The 21,226-nt window shown below is 70.7% G+C and carries 19 protein-coding genes; 8 read left to right on the top strand and 11 right to left on the bottom strand.

Features of this window, described 5'->3' with window-relative positions:
- Positions 1-39: 39 nt before the first annotated feature.
- Positions 40-1,638 carry an ATP-dependent DNA ligase gene (locus tag D7W81_RS20655; RefSeq protein ID WP_120557102.1) on the bottom strand — a complete coding sequence of 533 codons (1,599 nt, stop codon included), beginning with the start codon at positions 1,636-1,638 and terminating at the stop codon, positions 40-42.
- 3 nt (positions 1,639-1,641) lie between these two features.
- Positions 1,642-2,664, bottom strand: a complete 1,023-nt coding sequence (locus tag D7W81_RS20650) for a ligase-associated DNA damage response exonuclease (RefSeq protein WP_120557101.1) — start codon at positions 2,662-2,664, stop codon at positions 1,642-1,644.
- A gap of 202 nt (positions 2,665-2,866) precedes the next feature.
- Between D7W81_RS20650 and D7W81_RS20645 the strand changes: the two genes are divergently transcribed.
- From D7W81_RS20645 to D7W81_RS20635, 3 genes are all read left to right on the top strand, one after another.
- Entirely contained in the window at positions 2,867-3,766 is a 900-nt protein-coding gene (locus D7W81_RS20645) for an SH3 domain-containing protein (RefSeq protein WP_120557100.1), read from the top strand.
- A gap of 72 nt (positions 3,767-3,838) precedes the next feature.
- Positions 3,839-5,335 carry an anthranilate synthase component I family protein gene (locus D7W81_RS20640; protein ID WP_120557099.1) on the top strand — a complete coding sequence of 499 codons (1,497 nt, stop codon included), beginning with the start codon at positions 3,839-3,841 and terminating at the stop codon, positions 5,333-5,335.
- Positions 5,332-5,895, top strand: a complete 564-nt coding sequence (locus D7W81_RS20635) for an anthranilate synthase component II (protein ID WP_120557098.1) — start codon at positions 5,332-5,334, stop codon at positions 5,893-5,895. Before D7W81_RS20640 ends, D7W81_RS20635 begins: the two co-directional genes overlap by 4 nt.
- 6 nt (positions 5,896-5,901) lie before the next feature.
- Here D7W81_RS20635 and D7W81_RS20630 read toward each other — a convergent pair whose 3' ends face one another.
- Both D7W81_RS20630 and D7W81_RS20625 read right to left on the bottom strand, forming a co-directional pair.
- Positions 5,902-6,498, bottom strand: coding sequence for a histidine phosphatase family protein (locus D7W81_RS20630; protein ID WP_120557097.1), 597 nt, complete (start codon positions 6,496-6,498; stop codon positions 5,902-5,904).
- 51 nt (positions 6,499-6,549) lie between these two features.
- On the bottom strand, positions 6,550-7,101 hold the full coding sequence (locus D7W81_RS20625; protein WP_120557096.1) for a GNAT family N-acetyltransferase: 552 nt from the start codon (positions 7,099-7,101) through the stop codon (positions 6,550-6,552).
- A gap of 32 nt (positions 7,102-7,133) precedes the next feature.
- Here D7W81_RS20625 and D7W81_RS20620 point away from each other — a divergent pair, with 32 nt between their 5' ends.
- A complete protein-coding gene (locus tag D7W81_RS20620; protein WP_147445563.1) occupies positions 7,134-7,631 on the top strand; it encodes a hypothetical protein in 498 nt (165 codons plus the stop codon).
- A 12-nt stretch (positions 7,632-7,643) separates the two neighbouring features.
- Here D7W81_RS20620 and trpA read toward each other — a convergent pair whose 3' ends face one another.
- The 6 genes from trpA to aroF are packed head-to-tail and all read right to left on the bottom strand — an operon-like array spanning position 7,644 to position 13,138.
- On the bottom strand, positions 7,644-8,435 hold the full coding sequence (gene trpA / locus D7W81_RS20615) for a tryptophan synthase subunit alpha (RefSeq protein WP_120557094.1): 792 nt from the start codon (positions 8,433-8,435) through the stop codon (positions 7,644-7,646).
- Positions 8,432-9,637 (bottom strand): tryptophan synthase subunit beta, encoded by a 1,206-nt coding sequence (gene trpB, locus D7W81_RS20610; protein ID WP_120557093.1) that lies wholly within the window; start codon positions 9,635-9,637, stop codon positions 8,432-8,434. Before trpB ends, trpA begins: the two co-directional genes overlap by 4 nt.
- Positions 9,638-9,648: 11 nt before the next feature.
- Entirely contained in the window at positions 9,649-10,281 is a 633-nt protein-coding gene (locus tag D7W81_RS20605) for a phosphoribosylanthranilate isomerase (protein WP_120557092.1), read from the bottom strand.
- Positions 10,278-11,096, bottom strand: a complete 819-nt coding sequence (locus D7W81_RS20600; protein ID WP_120557091.1) for an indole-3-glycerol phosphate synthase TrpC — start codon at positions 11,094-11,096, stop codon at positions 10,278-10,280. Before D7W81_RS20600 ends, D7W81_RS20605 begins: the two co-directional genes overlap by 4 nt.
- On the bottom strand, positions 11,093-12,109 hold the full coding sequence (gene trpD / locus D7W81_RS20595; protein ID WP_120557090.1) for an anthranilate phosphoribosyltransferase: 1,017 nt from the start codon (positions 12,107-12,109) through the stop codon (positions 11,093-11,095). Before trpD ends, D7W81_RS20600 begins: the two co-directional genes overlap by 4 nt.
- A 3-nt stretch (positions 12,110-12,112) precedes the next feature.
- Positions 12,113-13,138 carry a 3-deoxy-7-phosphoheptulonate synthase gene (aroF, locus tag D7W81_RS20590; protein ID WP_120557089.1) on the bottom strand — a complete coding sequence of 342 codons (1,026 nt, stop codon included), beginning with the start codon at positions 13,136-13,138 and terminating at the stop codon, positions 12,113-12,115.
- Between the two features lie 188 nt (positions 13,139-13,326).
- On the opposite strand from aroF, the gene D7W81_RS20585 reads away from it, so the two are divergent.
- The 4 genes from D7W81_RS20585 to D7W81_RS20570 all read left to right on the top strand — a co-directional run bounded on the left by D7W81_RS20585 (position 13,327) and on the right by D7W81_RS20570 (position 19,038).
- The gene (locus D7W81_RS20585; protein ID WP_208721391.1) at positions 13,327-14,577 is read left to right on the top strand and encodes an NAD(P)/FAD-dependent oxidoreductase; all 1,251 of its coding nucleotides are present in this window, start codon (positions 13,327-13,329) and stop codon (positions 14,575-14,577) included.
- Positions 14,578-14,779: 202 nt separating this feature from the next.
- Complete coding sequence (locus tag D7W81_RS20580; protein WP_120557087.1) at positions 14,780-17,248, top strand: S8 family peptidase; 2,469 nt, start codon at positions 14,780-14,782, stop codon at positions 17,246-17,248.
- A 77-nt stretch (positions 17,249-17,325) separates the two neighbouring features.
- A complete protein-coding gene (locus D7W81_RS20575) occupies positions 17,326-17,979 on the top strand; it encodes a CPBP family intramembrane glutamic endopeptidase (RefSeq protein WP_244227318.1) in 654 nt (217 codons plus the stop codon).
- Between the two features lie 24 nt (positions 17,980-18,003).
- Entirely contained in the window at positions 18,004-19,038 is a 1,035-nt protein-coding gene (locus D7W81_RS20570) for a 2-dehydropantoate 2-reductase (protein ID WP_120557086.1), read from the top strand.
- Between the two features lie 105 nt (positions 19,039-19,143).
- Here D7W81_RS20570 and htpG read toward each other — a convergent pair whose 3' ends face one another.
- Positions 19,144-21,111, bottom strand: a complete 1,968-nt coding sequence (gene htpG, locus D7W81_RS20565; protein WP_120557085.1) for a molecular chaperone HtpG — start codon at positions 21,109-21,111, stop codon at positions 19,144-19,146.
- Positions 21,112-21,226: the final 115 nt, after the last annotated feature.

Below are 21,226 nucleotides of genomic sequence, written 5' to 3'. Positions count from 1 at the left end.
GGCGCGTGCTTGCCACGCATGCGATTGCGGCGGCGCGGCTTAGTGGGCTGCATGGAGCAGCCCCTTCAGCGAGTCGAGCGTGTCCGCGTCCCTGGCCGTCTTGTCCGCGCGCCAGCGGGCAATGCGCGGGAAGCGCAGGGCGATGCCTGACTTGTGGCGCGGGGACGGGGCGATGGCTTCGAAGTGCAGCTCGAACACCTGCTCCGGATCCACCGAGCGCACCGGACCGAACTTCTCCCGCGTGTGGGCGCGGATCCACCGGTCCAGCCGGCCAATCTCCTCGTCGGTGAGGCCCGAGTAGGCCTTCGTCACCGGCAGCAGGTCCTCGCCGTTCCACACCGCGAAGGTGTAGTCCGTGTAGAGCGACGAGCGCCGGCCGTGACCCGGGTGCGCGTAGAGCAGCACCGCGTCCACCGTGTACGGGTCGATCTTCCACTTCCACCAATCGCCGCGCTTGCGGCCCGTCTGGTACACCGAATCCAGACGCTTGATCATCAGGCCTTCGACGTTGCGCTCGCGGGACTCCTTGCGCAGCTCCGCCAGCGCCTCCCACGACGGCGCCGTCACCGAGGGCGAGATGGGGAAGCGCGGGTGGTCCTTGAGCAGGGCCTCCAGCCGCGCGCGGCGCTCGCGCAGGGGCAGCTCGCGCACGTCCTTTCCGTCCTGCTCCAGCAGGTCGTAGACGACGAACGCGGCGGGGGCCTCCGCCAGCACCTTGGGCGTGAGCTTCTGTCTGCCAATGCGGCGCTGGAGCCGGGCGAAGGGCAGGGGCGTGCCGTCCTCGTAGGCCATCACCTCGCCGTCGAGCACCGTGCCCTCGGGCAGGGCCCGGGCGGCCTCGGTGATTTCGGGGAAGCGTTCGGTGATCAGCTCCTCGCCACGGCTCCAGAGGAACACGTCGCCCTGGCGGCGGATGAGCTGCCCGCGGATTCCGTCCCACTTCCATTCGACGAGCCACTCACCCACTTCACCCAGGGACTCCGCAGGCTGCTCCAGCGGGGACGCGAGGTAGTACGGATACGGGCGTGACACGTGCCCGTCCGACACGTCCGGCGCCACGAGCTGTTCGAAGAAGGCCTTCGTCGGCGTCCAGGTGCCCATCAGCCGGTGCGCCACGCTGGGCGGCGGCAGGCCTGTCACCTGCGCGATGGCTCGCACCACCAGCGTGTTGGACACGCCCACGCGCAGTTCGCCCGTGAGCATCTTGTTGAGCAGGAACAGCTCACGGCGGGGCATGGACTTCCACCAGCCCACCACGCGCTCGCGCTGCTCCGCGGCTTCCAGTCCGCGCAGGGGCAACAGGCGCTCTTCCAACCACCGTGAGAGGGGAAGCTCCTCGGCGTGCTCGGGCGGGAGGTTCGCGCCGTCGAGCAGCAGGGCAATCACCTCCGCCAGGTCTCCCACCGACGCGTAGACCTCGTCGAAGAGCCAGTCCGGGATGCCCGTCAGCTCCTGCGTCCAGCCCGTCAGCAGCTTCGACGTGAGCAGCCGCTTGAGCTTCTGACCCGTGAGGAAGAACAGCCCCCAGGCGGCGTCCTCCGGCGGCGTCTTCCGGAAGTACTGCGCCATCGCCTCCACCTTCGCGTTGGTGGAGGTCGTCTGGTCGAGCGTGTCGTACAGGTCGGCCAGTGCTCGCACGCGTCACTCCTCCGCTTCGCCCTCGAAGGGCGTGGCGAGCGGCGAGGCATCCACGCCCCGCTCCCGCAGGTAGTGCGACAAAGGGTCGGTGTAGCCGTGAGTCACCAGCACCTTCTCCGCCTGCGTGTCCGCCACCGTGCGCAGGAGGTCCGGCCAGTCCGCGTGGTCGGAGAGCACGAAGCCCCGGTCGTAGCCGCGCCGGCGCCGGTTGCCGCGCACGCGCATCCACCCCGACGCGAAGCCCGTCTCCGCTTCACCGAAGCGGCGCATCCACGTGGAGCCGGCCGCGCTCGGCGGCGCGAGCACCAGCGCGCCCGCGAAGGACGTGCCCTTCTCCGTCTCCGACACCATCTGCGTGGGCAGCATCGGGATGCCTGCCTCGCGGTACGCGGTGACGAGCCCGTTCACCGCGCCGTGCACGTAAGCGGGCCGGTCCGTCAGCTTTCCCAGCTCCGCCAACAGCCGCTGCGCCTTGCCCAGCGCGTAGCAGAACAGCACCGCCGAGCGCCCTGCCTCGCGGTTCATGTCCCACCAGCGCAGGATGTCCTGGGCCACGACGCTCGTGTCATCCCAGCGGAAGATGGGCAGGCCGAACGTGGCCTCGGTGATGAAGGTGTGGCAGCGCACCACTTCAAAGGGCGCGCACGTGGGGTCCGGCGTGCGCTTGTAGTCGCCGGAGATGATCCACACCTCGCCCCGGTGCTCCACGCGGATCTGCGCGCTGCCCAGCACGTGGCCCGCCGGGTGGAAGCTCACGGTGGTGTCGCCCACCTTCAGCGTCTCGCCGTACTCCAGCGTGTCGATGACCGAGTCCGCGCCCAGCCTTCGTTGCAGCAGGCCCAGTCCCGCGCGGGCTCCCAGGTAGCGCTTGCTGCCGCTCCGGGCGTGATCACCGTGCGCATGCGTCACGAGCGCCCGCTCCACCGGACGCCACGGGTCGATGTGGAAGTTCCCCGCCTGGCAGTACAGGCCCTGCGGCGTCACGGAAACCAGCGGCGTTCGTTCCTGGTGGGTCGCGGTGGCCACGGTCCTCTAGAGGTAACGAGGTCTTGAGACAGGGGCCACTCGCGGCCGGACCTCCACTCGCGCTCCGCTGACAAGAGGGCGGGCGGGCGTCCAGGCCCTGGTTGCGATCCAAACGACGAAGCCAGGGACCGGAGGGCCCCTTGGATGGTGGGCGTGGACGGGGGATAAACCCGGGAACCTCTCACTTCCGGACCTTTTCGTGATGCTGACGCCCGCGCTCCTGCTGTCCCTCACCCTGGCGCAGCCCACCCCGGCTTCGGACGCGGTGCTCGAATACAGCCAACCGTTCACGGAGGAGAGCGCGCCGGATCCGGAGGGCGTCGCGTTCACCGCCTTCACGGCGGGACAGACGCTCTACCTGGGCGTGGACGAGGCGAACCTGCGCGCGAGCGCGGCGGCGGACGCGGGCGTGGTGCGGACGCTGATGCTGGGCACGCCCGTGCGCGTGCTCAAGGCAGGGGTTCGCGCGCAGGTCGGCGAGTACGTCAACACCTGGTACCAGGTGGCGGTCGTGGACGCCAAGGCGGCTCCCGCCACCGGCTGGGTCTTCGGCAACACGCTCACGCCGTTCCGCTTCGAGGCCGACCTGGACGGGGACGGCGAAATGGAAGTGGCCACGGTGGTGATGAGCAATGAGTTCAAGGCGCGCGTGCGCGTGCTGGAGCCGAACGTGAAGCCGCCCCGCCGCGTGAGCAGCGTGGACGTGGCGGTGGCGTCCACGGACTACGGCGGAGGGCGGGGCGGCCCGGTGACGGTGAAGCTGGTCCCCGCGAAGGAGGCGGGCGTGATGCTGCTTCAGCTGGAGTCCGCGCCGGAGCGCTGTGGCGACTTCGTCACGTCCTACGTGAGCTACACGGGTTCCAATGGGAAGCCGGGCGTGCTGGGCAAGGCGAAGCTGGCGCTGGAGCTGGGCGGGCTGATGGATCCCCCGAACGAGAGCACGTTCAAGGTCTCCTTCCAGCCAGCCGCGAAGCGCGCGCTGGTGGTGCGCACGAGCGTGGAAGAGGAGGAAGAAGGCAAGCCGCGGAAGGTTACGGAGCGCGAGGTCTATCAGTGGCAGGACGGTGTGTTCGCTCAGGCGAAGCCCGTCGCGAAGCCTTAAGGCGCAGGGCCCGGAAGGCCGGGCACCCGGGCGCCCCTCCGGGTGATGGAAGAGGGGTCAGGGCAATCGACCATGGATGCGCAGGAGCGGAAGGCAGCCTACCGGCAGCGCGCGGAAGCAGGCCAGGCGGTGCCGGTGTCGGTGGAGTTGCCGGCGGACCTGGATACGCCGCTGTCGGCATACCTGAAGCTGGGCGGTGGAAGCCGCGGCTTCATCCTCGAGTCGTGCTACGGCGGCGAGCGCTTCGGGCGCTACAGCCACGTGGGCGTGAACCCGGCGGGCCGCGTGCGGCTGGACCGGGACGGGCTCACGTTGTGGCGGGGCTCGCATGAGGAGCGCCGCGAGGGCCGGCCGCTGGACGTGCTGCGCACGCTGTGGCGCGAGCTGTCCGTGGCGACGCTGCCGGGCGAGGCCCCCTTCCTGGGCGGGCTCGTGGGCTACCTGGGCTACAACGCCACGTCCTGGTTCGAGCCGAGCGTGCCGGACCGCCACCCGCGCGACACGGGCTTCCCCGACTCCGAGTGGCTCGTGGCCGAGGACTTCGTCACCCACGACACGCGCACCCAGACGCTCAAGGCCATCGCCATCGCGCGGCCCGCGATGCACGGCAGCGTCGCGCAGGCGCTGAAGGACGCGGAAGGACGCGCGGAGGCCATGGCGGAGCGGCTGCGCCGGCCGCTGCCGCCGGAGGCCTATGCGGCCGCTCCCGTGCAGAAGAACGCGCCGGCCCCTGTCGCGTGCTGGGACCGCGAGGGCTACGCGCGCGCGGTGGAGAAGGTGCAGGAGTACGTGCGCGCGGGGGACTGCTTCCAGGCGGTGCTCGCGCGCAGGTTCGAGGCGCAGGGCGCCATCCCGCCGCTGTCGCTCTACCGGGCGCTGCGGCGGGTGAACCCGTCGCCGTACCTGTTCCTCGTCGACCTGGGCGAGGCACGGGCGCTGGTGGGCGCGTCGCCGGAGTTGCTCGTGCAGGTGCGCGACGGCGACGTGGTGGTGCGGCCCATCGCGGGCACCCGGCGCCGGGGCGGCTCCGAGGCGGAGGACCAGCGCTTGGAGAAGGAGCTGCTCGCGGACGAGAAGGAGCGCGCGGAGCACATCATGCTGGTGGACCTGGGGCGCAACGACGTGGGCCGCGTGGCCGCGCCGGGCACGGTGCGCATCGAGGACCTGATGATCATCGAACGCTACAGCCACGTGATGCACATCGTGTCCCAGGTGCGCGGCAAGCTGGACACCACGCGCTTCGATGCGCTGGATGCGCTGGCGAGCACCTTCCCCGCGGGCACCGTGTCGGGCGCGCCGAAGATCCGCGCGATGCAGATCATCGACGAGCTGGAGCCCATGCGGCGCGGGCCCTATGCCGGCGCGGTGGGCTACCTGTCCTTCTGCGGCACGCTGGACGTGGCCATCGCGCTGCGCACCTTCTTCGTGGATGGCGACCGCACGATGTGGACCGCGGGCGCGGGGCTGGTGGCGGACTCGGACCCCATGAAGGAAGCGGACGAGACGGAAGCGAAGGCGGGCGCCATGGCCGCCGCGCTGCGGCTGGCGCGCGAAGGAGGTGGGCGGTGATCCTCGTCATCGACAACTACGACTCGTTCACCTTCAACCTGGTGCAACTGCTCTACACGCTGGGCGCGGAGGTGAAGGTCGTGCGCAACGACGCGCTGGATGTCGCGGGAATCGCGGCGTCGGGGGCGTCGCACCTGGTGGTGTCTCCGGGGCCGTGCACGCCGCACGAGGCCGGGGTGAGCGTGGCGGCCATCTCCCAGTCGCGCGTGCCGGTGCTGGGCGTGTGCCTGGGACACCAGTCCATTGGCGCGGCGTTCGGCGGGCAGGTGGTGCGCGCGCCGGAGCCCGTGCACGGCAAGGCGGCGCTCATCCGGCACGAAGGCACCGGCGTCTTCACCGGCATGCGCCAGGGCTTCCAGGCGGCGCGCTACCACTCGCTGGTGGTGGCCGCTGAGTCCATGCCCGCGGAGCTGGAGGCCACGGCGTGGAGCCAGGACGGACTGGTGATGGCCTTGCGTCACCGGACCCGGCCGGTGGTGGGCCTCCAGTTCCATCCGGAGAGCGTGCTGACGCCGGAAGGCCCGTCGCTGGTGCGCAACTTCCTGGAGGGGAGGCTGTAGCGGGCTTCAGCCCTTCAGGTGCGTGGTGTCGTTCCAGCTCACGAGGACCGGCTGCTTGCCGCCGGCCTCGGAGCCCAGCACGCTGACGGAGGCCGTGCCCAGGTGGAACAGCCGGCCGCCGTCCGGGGGCAGGCCCAGCCAGCGCGCGGCGAGGATTCGCAACAGGTGCCCGTGGGAGAAGAGGAGCACGTCGTCCTGGAGGGCGCGTGCCTCCTCGATGACGCGGTCCACGCGGGCGGCCACCGCCTCCAGCGTCTCGCCGTTGGGGACACCATCCTTCCACAGCGTCCAGTCCGGGCGCGTGGTGCGGATGTCCGCGCCGGTGCGGCCCTCGTAGTCGCCGTAGTTGAGCTCCATCAGGCCGTCCTTCTTCTGGGCCACGTCGCCGTAACCCGCGAGCACGCAGGTCTCCAGGGCGCGCGTCAGCGGGCTGGTCCAGACGGCGGCGAAGCGCCATGCGCTCAAGGGCGCTCGGAGCTGCTCCGCCATCTGGCGGCCCTCTTCCAGAAGGGGCAGGTCGGTGCGGCCGGTGTGCTGACTGCTGCGGCTCCACTCCGTCTCACCGTGACGGACGAGGACCACCTGGGGCGCGCGTGTGTTCATGGCGCCAATCTGTGTCAGCCCGCGTCAAGACGGGAGGGAAAAGTGCCGGGGCTACCGCTTGCGTGTTCGCCACTCCTCACGGGACTGGCCCCAGATTTCGACCTCGTGGTCGTTGTAGGGCGCCGGCAGCATGCCCATGCGCAGGAAGCGCGAGCCCAGCCGGCGGGCCACCTGCTTCGACGGCTCGTTCGGCGGGGAGATGGAGTGGATGACCTCCGTCCACCCGAGGTGGTCGAAGGCCCAGTCGATGGTGGCCGCGGCGCCCTCCGTCGCATAGCCCTTGCCCCACGCATCGCGCGACAGGCCCCAGCCGACTTCCGGGCCCGGCCAGTCCGCGGGCATCCAGGGCCCCAGCCGTCCCACCCACTTGCCCGTGGACTTCTCGAACACGGAGAACATGGCGAAGCCCTGGAGGACCCAGGAGCCGGCCATGGTGCAGACCGCGCGCCACACGTTGGAGCGGGGCTGGAGGCCGCCGATGTAACGCGCGGTCTCCTCGTCCGCCATCATCGCCACGAAGCCATCCAGGTCCTGGAGCGTGGGCGGGCGCAGGATGAGGCGGGGCGTTTCAAGGGTGGGGCCCAGGCTTGGCAGGCTTTGCATGTCCGGTCTCCGGGTGTCAGGCTTTGGCTTGAATGGTGAACGTACTCCTGTCGTTGTGGCTGGTGGCCGTGAATCCGCCGGACGCGGGCACGATGTCCGCGCCAGCCCGGCCCCTGGCGCTGGCGGACTTCTTCCAGAAGCCGGACCGGGTGGAGGTGTTCGAGGCAGACCTGGACGTGTCCTTCTCCCCGCCGCCGGGGAAGGACCGCCGGCCGCGCGTGGGGATGTTCCTCTTCAGCAAGCAGGGGAAGGACTTGAAGCCGGAGGACGTCCAGGCGCTGGGAGCGACATGGACGTCCCCAAAGGAGACGCCGCCGCAGCCCCGGCTGCTCTGTAGCTTCAACCCCGACCTGGGCCTGCGCTTCTGGCGTGGCCAGGAGTGGGCCGCGGTCATCATCTGCTTCACCTGCCAGCAGATGATGTTCTACGACGCCAGGAACCAGCCGCTGGACGGCGGGCGGTTCAACGACTTCGCGCTGACGCGGCGCCTGTACCGGGAGGCCTTGCCCCAGAAGCAGGCGCCGTACTGAGGAAGGCGGCCTTCAGCGCTTGAGGCCGCGCTTGATGTCCGCGCAGAGCTGCTTCGCCGCGGCCGGGCCGTCCGAGTGGGCGGCCTTCACCAGCGCGCTGCCCACCACGACGCCGTCCGCGTGGGCCACCAGCGGCCGGGCCGTCTCCGCGTTGGAGATGCCGAAGCCCGCCACCACCGGCACGGACGCGGCGCGCTTCACCAGGTCCAGCCGCTGCGACAGGTCCGGTGGCAGCTCCGCGCGCATACCGGTGACGCCCGCGACGGACACGCAGTAGACGAAGCCTCGCGCGTCCTTCGCGATGGCCTCCGCACGCGCGGGCGGCGTCGTGGGCGCGCACAAGGGGATCAGGTCCACGCCTTCCTTGTCGAACGCGGCGCGGATGCCCGCGCTCTCTTCTGGCGGCAGGTCCGGGAGGATGGTGCCGGCGATGCCCCGCTCGCGCGCGAGCTTCGCGTAGCGCTCCTCGCCCATGGCCATCACCACGTTGACGTACGTCATGATGACCAGCGGCGTCTCCGGGCAGCGGCGGCGCACCTCCGGCACCACTTCATCCAGCACGCGGCGCAGCGTGGCCCCGGCCTTCAGTGCCCGCTCCGACGCGGCCTGGATGACGGGACCGTCCGCGATGGGGTCGCTGAACGCCACGCCAATCTCCAGCACGTCCGCGCCGCCCTCCACCATCGCGGCGAACACGTCCACGGACTTCGGCAGGTCCGGGTCGCCCGCCATCGCGTACGCCACCAGCGCGCCTTCACCGCGCGCCTTCGCCTTCGCGAACGCCTTGCCCAGCTCCGCGCTCATGACTTCACCCCCGTCGCCGGCGGCACGCCACGCGCCGAGATGGTCGCCACGTCCTTGTCACCCCGGCCCGAGCAGTTGATGACCAGGTGCTTGCCCTTGCCCATATCGCGGGCCAGCGCGCGCGCCGCCGCGAACGCGTGCGACGTCTCCAGCGCGGGGAGGATGCCCTCCGTGCGCGCCACTTCGTAGAAGGCGGTGAGCGCGTCGTCGTCCGTCGCGGTGCGCACCTCCATGCGCCCCGTCTTCGCCAGGTGCGCCAGCTCCGGACCCACGCCCGGGTAGTCCAGGCCGGCGGAGATGCTGTGCGCCTCTTGAATCTGACCGTGCTCGTCCTGGAGCACCAGCGAGCGCGAGCCGTGCAGTACGCCCTCCGTGCCCAGCGTCAGCGACGCGCCGTGCTGGCCGGAGTCCAGGCCGTGGCCCGCGGCCTCCACGCCCACGAGCCGCACCGCCGTGTCCGGGATGAAGGGGTGCAGCGCGCCGATGGCGTTCGAGCCGCCGCCCACGCACGCGATGATGGCGTCCGGCAGCCGTCCCATCGCGGCCAGCGTCTGCGCGCGGATCTCCTTGCCGATGACGGATTGGAAGTCGCGCACGATGGTGGGGTAGGGGTGCGGGCCCGCCGCGCTGCCGATGACGTAGTAGGTGTCCTGCACCTGCGACACCCAGACGCGCATGGCTTCATTCATCGCGTCCTTGAGCGTGCGCGAACCGGACTCCACCGGCCGCACCACCGCGCCCAGCGCGCGCATGCGGAAGACGTTGAGCGCCTGTCGCTCCACGTCCAGCGCGCCCATGAACACCTCGCAGGGCAGGCCGAAGAGGGCGCACGCCGTGGCGGTGGCCACGCCGTGCTGGCCCGCGCCCGTCTCCGCGATGATGCGCTTCTTGCCCATGCGCCGGGCGAGCAGCACCTGGCCCACGGTGTTGTTGATTTTGTGCGCGCCCGTGTGCGCCAGGTCCTCGCGCTTGAGCCACACCTGCGCGCCGCGCCAGGCCTCCGTGAGGCGGTGCGCGGGCGTCAGCGTGGTGGGACGGCCCACGTATTCGCGCAGCACGCGGGTGACTTCTTCGTTGAAGGACGCGTCCGCTTGCGCCTTCGCGTAGGCCTCTTCCAGCTCCAGCAGTGCGGGGACCAGGGTCTCCGGCACATAGCGTCCGCCGTAACGGCCGAAGCGGCCCACGGCAGTGTCCGTCGTCATGGCATGACTCCTCAGGGGTTGAGGGACCGGACCGTGCGCACGAAGGCGCGCACCGCGTCCAGGTCCTTGATGCCAGGGGAGGACTCCACTCCGCTGGCCACGTCCACACCGTAGGGCCGGGTGGCCTTCACGGCCTCGGCCACGTTGGAAGGCTTGAGGCCTCCCGCTACCAGCACCGGCAGGCCACAGTCCGCCAGCTGCTTCACCAGCGACCAGTCGAAGGTGACGCCGCCGCCGCCATAGCCCGGGGCCGCGCCGTCGAGGAGCAGCCCCGCCACGTCGCCCACGCCCACATACGCCCGGGCCTTCGCGACGTCGTCCGGCCCGCGCACGCGCAGCGCCTTGATGACGGGCACGCCGTAGCCGGAGCAGGCCTCGGGCGGCTCGTCGCCGTGGAGCTGCACGGCGGTGAGGCCGCACTCGCGCACGCGCACGCGGATGTCCTCCGGCGTCGCGTTGACGAACACGCCCACCATGGCGGCCAGCGGGGGCCGCGTGCGTGCGAGGGCCGCCGCAGTGGACAGGTCCACGAAGCGGGGGGAGGCCGGATGGAAGTTGAGCCCCATCGCGTCCGCGCCCGCCGCCCAGACGCCCCTGGCGTCCTCGACGCGCGTCACGCCGCAGACCTTCACCAGGACGTTCATGTCCCGCCGCCTTCCAGGCCGAGCAACCGGCGCAGGGCCCGACCGGGATCCGCGTCGCGCAGGAGGGACTCACCCACGAGCACGGCGTTGGCGCCCGCGTCGCGCGCGGCGGTGAGGTCCGCCAGGTGCTTGAGGCCGCTCTCCGCCACCAGGGCGGTGGACCGGGAGCGCAGCGCGGGCATCACCCGGAGCGCCGTGCCGGTGTCCGTCTTCAGCGTGGCGAGGTTGCGGTTGTTGAGGCCGATGATGCTCGCGCCCGCGGCGAGCGCGCGTTCAGCGTGCGCCTCCGTGTGGGCTTCCACGAGCGCGGCCACGCGCACCTGCTTCGCGGCGGCGATCATCTCCCGGAGCTCCGTGTCCCCGAGCGCGTCCGCGATGAGCAGCACCGCGTCCGCGCCCCAGGCGGCGCTCTCTTCCACTTCACTGGCGGCGACGAGGAAGTCCTTGCGCAGGACAGGGATGGAGACGGCGGCCCGGATCGCGACGAGGTCCTCCAGGCTGCCGCCGAAGTCCGGCCCATCGGTGAGCACGCTGATGGCGCAGGCACCGGCGGCTTCATAGGAGCGGGCCACCGCGACGACGTCCGCGTGGGGGAAGGCGCCGCCCGAAGGGCTCTTGCGCTTCACCTCCGCGATGACGTTGACCGGATGTCCGGGCACACGCCGCACCAGCGCCTGGGCGAAGTCCCGCGTCGGGGGATGCGCGCCGTGCGTGGGCGGAGGACGGGTCCCCAGCTCCCGGCGCTTGCGCGCCATGATGACGTCCAGCGTGCCGGGGGCTTCCACGGGCTTCGCGGCCGAAGAGGAGGTCGTCATGCCGCGGCCTTCTGGATGAGCGCCGCGAGCTTGCGTTCGGCGGCGCCGGAGTCGATGGCGTGCTCGGCCCGCTTCACGCCTTCCTTCAGGGTTTCCACCAGCCCGACGATGAGCAGCGCGGCGGCGGCGTTGAGCAGCACCGCCGTGCGCACCCCGTCGCGCTCTCCCGCCAGCAGCCCTCGCAGGCGCTTCGCGTTCTCCTCCGCGTCGCCTCCCGCGATGGAGTCACGCGGCACCGTGGACAGGCCCGCGTCCTCAGGTGTCACCGTGAAGCGGCGCACCGTGCCGTCCGCGCACAGCTCCGCGACCTCCGTGGGCGCGCATGGCGAAATCTCATCCAGCCCGTCATGCCCGTGCACCACCCACGCGCGCCGGCTGCCCAGCCGCCCCAGCACCCGCGCGGTCTGCTCCACGCGCTGCCGGTCGAACGTGCCCAGCAATTGGTAGCGCGCCCCCGCCGGGTTCGTCAGCGGCCCCAGCAGGTTGAACACGCTGTGGAAGCCCAGGTCCCGGCGCGCCTGCGCCACGTGCCTCAGGGCACTGTGGTGCGAGGGCGCGAAGAGGAAGCCCACCCCGTGCTCGTCGATGTCTCGCGCCACCTGCGCGTGCGCCCGCTCCATGGACACGCCCAGTGCCGCCAGCACGTCCGCGCTGCCGCAGCGGCTGGAGACCGCGCGGTTGCCGTGCTTGGCCACCGTCACCCCCGCCCCGGCGGCCACGAAGGCCACCGCGGTGGAGATGTTGAAGGTGTGCGCTCCATCACCCCCGGTGCCGCAGGTGTCGAGCACCACCTCCGCCCGGGGAGCAATCTTCGCCGCGCAGGCCCGCATGGCCTCCGCCGCGCCGAGGATTTCGTCCTCGGTCTCCCCCTTCATGCGCAGCGCGGCCGCCAGCGCGCCCACCTGCGCGGCGGAAGCCTCGCCCGCGAGCATCTGGCCCATCACGGAGGCCATCTCCTCGCGGGAGAGGTCGCGCCGGCCCACCACCCTGCCCAGCGCTTCCTTGAGCGTCATGGGCTATCCCAACCGGACCATTTCGCGGCCCATCGCGGCGGCGATGGCGCGCACCTCGCCCATGGCCTTCTCGAACTCGGAGAAGTCCAGCGACTGGAAGCCGTCCGACTTCGCGCGCGGCGGATCCGGATGCACCTCCACGATGAGCCCGTCCGCGCCCGCGGCGACCGCGGCCCGCATCATCGCGGGGACGGCCTTGCGCACGCCGATGCCGTGAGAGGGGTCCACGAACACGGGCAGGTGCGTCAGCGCCTTGAGCATGGGCACCGCGTTCAGGTCCAGCGTGTTGCGCGTCATGTTCTCGAACGTGCGGATGCCGCGCTCGCAGAGGATGACCTGGGTGTTGCCGCGCGCGACGATGTACTCGGCCGCCATCAGCAGCTCCTTGATGGTGGCGCTGATGCCGCGCTTGAGCAGCACGGGCTTGCGTGTGTCGCCCACCGCCTCCAGCAGGCTGAAGTTCTGCATGTTGCGCGCGCCCACCTGGAGGATGTCGGTGTGCTCCGCGACGGCGGCCAGCGTCGCCGTGTCCTTCACCTCCGTCGTCACCAGCAGGCCCGTCTCCTTGCGCGCCTCCGCCAGGAGCGCCAGGCCGTCGCCCTTGAGGCCCTGGAACTCATAGGGGCTGGTGCGAGGCTTGAACGCGCCGCCGCGCAGCATGGTGGCGCCCGCGCTCTTCACCGCCTGGGCGGTGGAGATGATCTGCTCGCGCGACTCCACGGAGCAGGGGCCCGCGATGACGTGGATGGCGGCCCCCCCGAGCATGAGGTTGCCCACGCGCACCTGGCTGTCCTCCTGCTTCACCTCGCGGCTGACCAGCTTGAACGGCTGGGAGATGGGGATGGCGTCCGCGACGCCGGGCAGCACGCGGAAGGGCTCCGGCTCCACCGCGCCCGGGTTGCCCGTGATGCCGATGGCGGTGCGGGAGCCCCCTGGAATCGCATGCGGATGCCAGCCACGGCGGCGGATCTCATCGTTCACTCGCTCGATGTCCTGGGCCGTCGCGTCTGGGCGCATCACGATCAACATGGGGGACTCCTGCTCTTTCATTCTCCAAAGGCACGCCGGCGGATGCCGACGTGGTGTGCTTGGGGCATCGGGCACACGCGAAACGTTTGCCGTAACTGTCGGATGCCCGCAACCGCACCAGAGTCTGGCTTGCGCGTTGTGGCGTTATCAAGCCACGGTCCGCACGGTCGCTGGACGGGAGGAGGACCATGGCGAAGCGGCCCGGGGTCATCGTGGTGGGTGGGGGGCTCGCGGGCCTGGCGTGCGCGACGGCCCTCCTGGAGGCGCGCGTGGACGCGCACGTGCTGGAAGCAGGGGACGCACCAGGCGGAAGGGTGCGCACCGACTCCCACGAAGGGTTCCTGCTGGACCGGGGCTTCCAGGTGTACCTCACGGCCTACCCCGAGGGCCGCCGCGTGCTGGACCTCCAGGCCCTGTCGCTCCAGCGCTTCATCCCAGGCGCGAAGGTATGGCGGGGTGGGCAGCTGCACACGCTGGCGGACCCGCTGCGTCAGCCCGTCACGGCGGTGTCACACCTGTTCGATGCGCCAGGGGGGCTGGCGGACAAGCTGCGCGTGCTGGAGCTGCGGCAGCACGCCACGTCCGGTGAGCTGGGGGACCTGTGGCAGCGGCCCCAGCAGGAGTCGAGGCGCTTCCTGGGCGACCTGGGCTTCTCCGAAGAGATGCTCGAAGCGTTCTTCACGCCCTTCTTCGGCGGCATCTTCCTGGAGCGCGGGCTGACGACGTCCAGCCGGATGCTGGAGTTCGTGTTCCGCATGTTCGCGACGGGCCACGCGGCCGTGCCCGCGAACGGGATGGGCGCCATCCCCGAACAGCTGGCGGCGAAGCTGCCGTCGGCCGCGCTGCGGATGCGCGTACGCGTGGAGGAGGTGTGGGGCCACCGCGTGCGCCTGCCGGGCGCGGAGATGCTGCACGCGGACGCTGTCGTGGTCGCGACGGATCCAGGCACCGCGGCGTCACTGCTCGTGGGCATGCCCGCGCCCCGGATGAACCGCGTGACGTGTCTGTACTTCGCGGCGCCAGAGCCGCCAGTGGAGGGGCCGTGGCTCATGCTCAACGGCGAAGGACGCGGGCCGGTGAACAACGTGGCGGTGATGAGCGAGGTGTCCGCCGCGTACGCGCCCCCGGGGCAGGCGCTGGTGTCCGTGTCGGTGGTGGACGACGCGGGCGGAGCGGATTCACTGGAGGCGCGCGTGCGCGCGCAGCTCACGGAGTGGTTCGGCACGGTGGTGTCCGCGTGGAGGCACCTGCGCACATACTCCATCGCGGAGGCACTGCCCGCGCAGCCTCCGTCCGCGCTGGTGGAACCGCACCGGCCGGTGCGGCTGGCGCCGGGGCTCTATGTGTGCGGAGACCACCGCGAGAATGCATCCATCGACGGGGCGCTCGCGTCGGGGCGCCGTGCGGCGGAAGCGGTGCTGCAAGACCTGGGGCGTTGAGTCGTCCGGGACACGTCTCGTGGCCGCTCCCCGTGCGCTCCCTGTTGCCCGCGAAGCAGCGCGTTGCCTTCCAGGCAACATGCCAGGGGAGGATGGAATCGCGAAGGCAGGGGGACCGGCCGGCCGGGCCCCTGAAGTCTGGACGCATTGCCCGCAGGGGACCTAGGGTCGGACGCGCACTCGTTCTCCAAGGAATCCGTTCATGCTCCGCCGCCTTGCCCTCCTGGGATTGCTCGGTCTCGTGGCCTGTCCCGGCGACAACAGCACCGACGATGATGACGACGACATCAACTCGACGAAGGGGACCGTCGCCGGCACCCTGCAGCCGTTCCAGGCCGGCTCCGCCGCCGCGAGCGACGGGGCGTCGCTGGATGCGTTCTTCTCCCTGCCGGGGGCGAAGAACCTGGGGCAGAAGGTCTCCACCGCCCTGGCCGCGCGAGGCGTGTGGCGCACGGGCATCCCCGTCAAGCCGCTGACGCACGAGGCGTCGCTCCTGCCGGGCGAAATCATCATCCACTTCGACACGCCGAACCTGTCCGCCGAGGAGGCCGTCGCGCAGGCGCGCATCGCGGGCTACCACGTCGTGCACCAGGCCTACCTGAGCGAGACGCAGCACCTGCTGCGCTACGAGGTGAGCCAGCCGCAGGCGATGTCCGGCGGCGCGCCCAACGTGCGCGCCCTCACCCAGGCGGAGCACGTGCGCGTGCTCCAGCAGGTGCTGGCCGTGCAGGGCGTGCAGAACGCGGAGAGCAACCTGCGCGTGCGGGCGCTGGCCGTGCCCAATGATCCGCTCTACGCGCGGCAGTGGCACTACAAGAACATGAACCTGCCGGCGGCCTGGGACCTGGGCAAGGGCGACCCGTCCATCGTCGTGGCGGTGGTGGACACCGGCATCACGTCCCACCCGGACCTGAACTCGCGCATGCTGAAGGGCGTGGACCTCATCTCCAGCGCCAACAACGCGGGTGACGGCGACGGCGTGGACGCCGACCCGACGGACAACGGCAAGGACCTGCCCAACGGCGGCTCGTCGTACCACGGCACGCACGTGGCGGGGACCATTGGCGCGTCCTCCAACAACGGCGTGGGCGTGGCGGGCGTCACCTGGTCCGGGCAGAACATCCTGCCGGTGCGCGTGCTGGGCACGCAGGGCGGCACGCTGGCGGACATCATCGCGGGCGTCACCTGGTCCAGCGGTGGCACCGTCCCGGGGGTGCTGACGAACACCCGGCCCGCGCGGGTCATCAACATGAGCCTGGGCGGCAACGGTTCGCCGTCAGCGGAAATGCAGGCCGCCATCAACGCGGCCAACACGCGCGGGTCCATCCTGGTGGTGGCCGCGGGCAACGAGAACGAGAACACCTCCTCCAGCTTCCCCTGCAACCAGCAGAACGTCATCTGCGTGGGCGCGGTGCGCTTCAGCGGCAAGCGCGCCAGCTACTCCAACTTCGGCACGCAGGTGGACGTCATGGCGACGGGCGGCCAGACGAGCGAGGACGGCAACGGCGACGGCTTCCCGGACGGCGTGCTGTCCACGCTGCCCAACAGCAACAACCAGCCCTCCTATGAGGGGTACCAGGGCACCAGCATGGCCACCCCGCACGTGGCGGGCATCGTGGCGCTGATGCTGGAGCAGGACCCCACCCTCACGTCGGCGGAGGTGGAGGCCATCCTGAAGGACACCGCGGACACGACGAGCCGGTGCTCCGAGGGCTGCGGCGCGGGCCTGGTGGACGCGTACGCCGCGGTGCTGCGCGCCAAGGGCGGCGGGGACACGTCGCTGCCCCCGAAGCTGTCCATCAGCACCACGCAGCTGTCCTTCACTGGCACGGCGTCGCAGGCGCTGTCGGTGCGCAACAACGGCGGTGGCACGCTGCAGGTGAGCGTGGCCCTCTCCGGCGCCAACGCGCCCGCGGTCTCCGTCTCCAGCACCTCGCTGTCCGTCCCCGCGTACAAGTCCGCGCCGCTGGGCGTGAGCGTCAACCCGGGCTCGCTGGCGGCGGGCAACTACGTGGCGCAGCTCGACCTGACCGGCGCGTCCGGCGCGGGCACCGCGCAGGTGCTGGTGAAGTTCCGCGTGGGCGCCAACGACGGGAAGAACGCGTTCATCGCGTTCGCGTACCTGGACGCCGCGGGCGAGGTGCAGATCGACGACGACGGCATTGGCCCGGTGTCCGCGTCCGGCGGGTACAACTACAGCATGAAGATGACGCCTCGCGACTACCTGGTGCTGGCGTCCATCGACGACACCGGCGAGGGCGACTACTTCGACGACGGCGACCGCGTGGGCTTCTGGCGCGACACCACCCAGGTGGAGACCGTGACGGTGACCCAGGGCAAGACGACCAGCGACATCAGCTTCACCCTGGTGCCCTACCAGTCGGACGACGACCACACGCCCACGTCGACCATCGGAGGGGCCTGCACCTCCAACGGCGGGTGCGGCACCGGCGGCCTGTGCCTCACCGGCGCCAGCTTCCCGGGGGGCTACTGCAGCCAGGATTGCGTGAAGACCAGCTGCCCGACGGGTTCGGCCTGCTACAGCAGCGACAAGGGCGTCACGGCCTACTGCTTCGTGTCCTGCACGCCGGGTGGCACCAGCCAGGGGTCGTGCCGCACGGGCTACCGCTGCGTCAGCGACAGCGACGGCAGCGGGGCGTGCCTCCCGTAGTGACGTGATGCCGCCGGCGGTGCACGCGTGAACGTGCCCGCCGGCCTTCATCACGCCAGGGTACGCTGCCGCGCGCGATGACCGCTTCTTCCGTTGGACCGCCGTCCGTGGGTGACGCGGCCCTGCCTCTCTGGCGGGCCGCGGCCGTGGGTGGCGTGCTGGCCTGGACGGCGCTGGTGCATGTGCACCCGCCGCGCTTCTTCGCCGTCGCTTCCGTCTTCTGCGCCCTCTGGCTCGCGGTGACGTGGCGGGCGATGGGCCCCTGGCGGAGGCCGCCTCCCTCCTTGTCGCTTCCGGATGCCGCGTGGGGTGTGGCCCAGGCGGTGGTGTTGTACGCGGGCGCGCGGGCCTTCCTGTGGGCGTTCTGTGGTGGCTTCACCGACGCGCTCTGCGAGCCGCTGCAATCCATCTATTCGACGTTCGGCACGGGTTCGCTGGGGACGGCGCTGGCCCTGGTGCTGCTGCTCGTTCCCGCGGAGGAGCTGTTCTGGCGCGGGTGGGTGCAGGGCGCGCTGCGTCCCCGGCTGGGCCGGTGGGGCGCTGTCGCCGGGTCGGCGGTGCTGTCGAGCGTCGTGCTGCTGGGCTTCGGTGAGCCGTTGCTCGCGCTGGCCGCGCTGCCCACTTCGCTCGCCTGGGGTGCGCTGGCCGAGTGGCGCCGGACGCCCGTGGCATCCTGGGTGAGCCATGCCTTGTGGGACGTGCTCATCGTCGTGGTGTGGCCCGCGACGTGAGCGTGCGTGCCACAATGCGCGCCCATGGCTTCGACCCCTGAGATCTGCATCTTCGGCGCGGGCAGCATCGGCTGTTACGTGGGTGGGCGGCTCGCCGCGACGGGCGCGACGGTGCGGTTCATTGGCCGCGAGCGGATTGTGGCGGAGGTGCGTGCTGCTGGCCTGCACCTGACGGACTGGCAGGGCGCGGACCTGAAGGTGCCCGCGGCGGACGTGCGCATCGACACGGGGCCGGAGGCGCTGGCCACGGCGGACCTGGTGCTCGTGACGGTGAAGTCCGCGGCGACGGAGGAGGCGGGTCGGACGCTCGCGCCGCGGCTCAAGCCCGGAGCCGTGGTTGTCAGCTTCCAGAACGGGCTGCACAACGCGGAGGTACTGCGGGGGCTGCTGCCCGGCCGGACGGTGCTCACGGGCATGGTGCCCTTCAACGTCGCGGCGCAGGGGCAGGGGCACTTCCACGCGGGTTCGGAGGGCACTCTGGAGGTGGAACAGCACGCGGTGCTCGCGCCGGTCATGGATGCATTCACCCGCGCGGGGATGCCGCTGAAGCAGCACGCGGACATCGTCGCGGTGCAGTGGGCGAAGCTGCTGTTCAACCTCAACAACGCGCTCAACGCGCTGGCGAACCTGCCGCTGAAGGAGGAGTTGTCACAGCGTGCGTGGCGGCGGTGCCTGGCGCTCGCGCAGGGAGAAGCGCTGGCGGTGCTGGGGCGTGCCGGGGTGAAGCCCGCGAAGCTGACGCCGCTGCCGCCGGGATGGATTCCCTTGCTGCTGGGTGCTCCGGATGCGGTGTTTGGCGTGCTCGCGAAGAAGATGCTGGCCATCGACCCGAAGGCGCGTTCGTCCATGTGGGACGACCTGCACGCGGGCCGCAAGACGGAGGTGGACTACCTCAACGGCGAGGTCGTCCAACTGGCCCGTCAGCACGGTGTGTCCGCGCCGGTGAACTCGCGGCTCGTGGAACTCATCCGTGAGGCGGAAGGGGGCAACCGCCGCGCGTGGACTGGGGAAGCGCTGCTCGCGGAACTGAAGCAGGCGGAGCTTGCGAACCCGGCGTGAGACCCACGGCCGTGCGTGGCGGGCCTTGAGACCCGCGCACGCACGAACACTTCATTCATGGGGGCGTGGCGGGTTCATCGCTCCCGCCACGCCGTACACCCTGGCTCAGCTGGACTGCGTCTGCGTGGCTGTCGCCGTCGCCGCGGGCGGCGGCACCTGGGCGGCCGGGATGCCCGTGGCCACCTGCGTGAGCAGCGCGGTCATGCGCCGGGCGAAGCGGTTGGGGTCGCTCAGCGGGCTTCCTTCCGTGAGCAGGGCCTGGTCGTGGAGCAGTTCAATCCACTCGCCCACCTGGGGCGCGGCCGGGTTGCTCGCGATGAGGCCGCGCAGGTGCTCGATGACCGGGTGCTTGGGATTGACCTCCAGGATGCGCTTGATTCGCGGCATTCCCTTGCCGCGCTCCTTGAGCAGGCGCTCCAGGTAGGCCGGCGTGCCGCCCTCCGACACGACGAGGCACACCGGCGAGTCCGTGAGGCGGTCCGACACGCGCACCTCGCGCACGTCCTCCTTGAGCACGTCCTTCATCTTGTCCGTCAGGCCCTTGAGCCCCTCGGACTGCTGCTCCTTCGCCTTCTTCTCCTCCTCCGTGGACTGGAGCTTCAGGTCCGCGTTCAGCGCGGAGACCAGCGGCTTGCCCTGGAACTCGCGCAGGCCCTGCGCGGCCCACTCGTCCACCGGATCCGTCATGAAGAGCACCTCGTAGCCGCGCTGCTTCAGCGCCTCCAGGTGCGGGCTGTCCGCCACCGCCTTCCGACTCTCGCCGTAGACGTAATAGATGGCCTCCTGGCCTTCCTTCATGCGGCCCACGTAGTCCGCCAGGGACGTGAGCCCTTCTTCACGAGAGGACTCGTAGCGCACCAGCGCGCCCAGCTTCTCGCGGTACTCCGTCTCCAGCGTCAGGCCTTCCTTCACCACCGTGCCGAAGGACTCCCAGAACGTGCGGTAGTCGTCCGGCTTGTCCTTGGCCAGCTTCTCCAGGAGGTCCAGCGACTTCTTCACCACGTGCTTGCGGATGGCGCGCACCACCGCCGAGTCCTGCAACATCTCACGCGACACGTTGAGCGGCAGGTCGTCCGAGTCGATGACGCCGCGCACGAAGCGCAGCCACTGCGGCACCAGGTCCTCGCAGCGGTCCATGATGAACACGCGCTTCACGAACAGCCGCACGCCGCGCTGCTGCTGCGAGTTCAAGTCGAACGGCGGGTGCTTGGGCACGAAGAGCAGGCCGGTGAACTGCTGCGTGCCGTCCGCCTTGAAGTGCGTCCACGCCAGCGGCGAGTCGAAGTCGTGCGTCAGGTGCTTGTAGAACTCCTGGTACTGCTCGTCCGTGATCTCGCTCTTCGCGCGCTGCCAGAGGGCGCTCGCCTTGTTCACGACCTCCAGCGCCTGCTCCGTGGCCTGCGTGTCCCCGCTGCCCACGTGCTTCGTCACCTGGAGCTTGATGGGGTGACCCACGTAGTCCGAGTACTGGGTGATGAGCTGCTTCAGCTTCCACTCGTCCAGGAACTCCTTCTGGTCCGCCTTCAGGTGCAGCGTGATGGCGGTGCCGCGCGTGGCCTTCTCCGCCGGCTCCACCGTGAACGTGCCGTGCGCCTCCGACGCCCACTTCCACGCGGACGCCTCACCCGCGGCGCGGCTCACCACCTCCACCCGGTCCGCCACGAGGTACGCGCTGTAGAAGCCCACGCCGAACTGGCCGATGAGCTGCACATCCGTCTTGCCCTTCTGCGCCAGCGCCTGGAGGAACTCCCGCGAACCCGAGTGCGCGATGGTGCCCAGGTTCTTCACCAGCTCGTCGTGCGTCATGCCGATGCCGGTGTCCTCGATGGTGAGGGTGCCCTTGTCGGCGTCGGGGACGATGCGAAGCTCCAGCGCGGGCTCGTCCTTGAGCAGCTCCGGCTCCGTGATGGAGCGGAAGCGCAGCTTGTCCAGCGCGTCCGAGGCGTTGGACACCAGCTCACGGAGGAAGATCTCCTGGTGGCTGTAGAGCGAGTTGATGACCAGGCTCAGCAGCTGCTGGATCTCCGCCTGGAATGAATGGGTTTCCCGCTGGGGGTGGGTCTCTGCGGACATGAAGGCCTCCGGGCGCCAGGGTGAGACGCGCCAATGCCCTTCCCCATAACCATGCCCGCCGGCTTGTCGAGAAGAGAGAATCCGCCCCCACCCGTTGCTGGGAGCCGGGGGCGGG

This window comes from Corallococcus aberystwythensis, from assembly GCF_003612165.1.
GTDB classification, from domain to species: domain Bacteria; phylum Myxococcota; class Myxococcia; order Myxococcales; family Myxococcaceae; genus Corallococcus; species Corallococcus aberystwythensis.
This window is presented reverse-complemented; position numbering and strand designations above follow the sequence as displayed.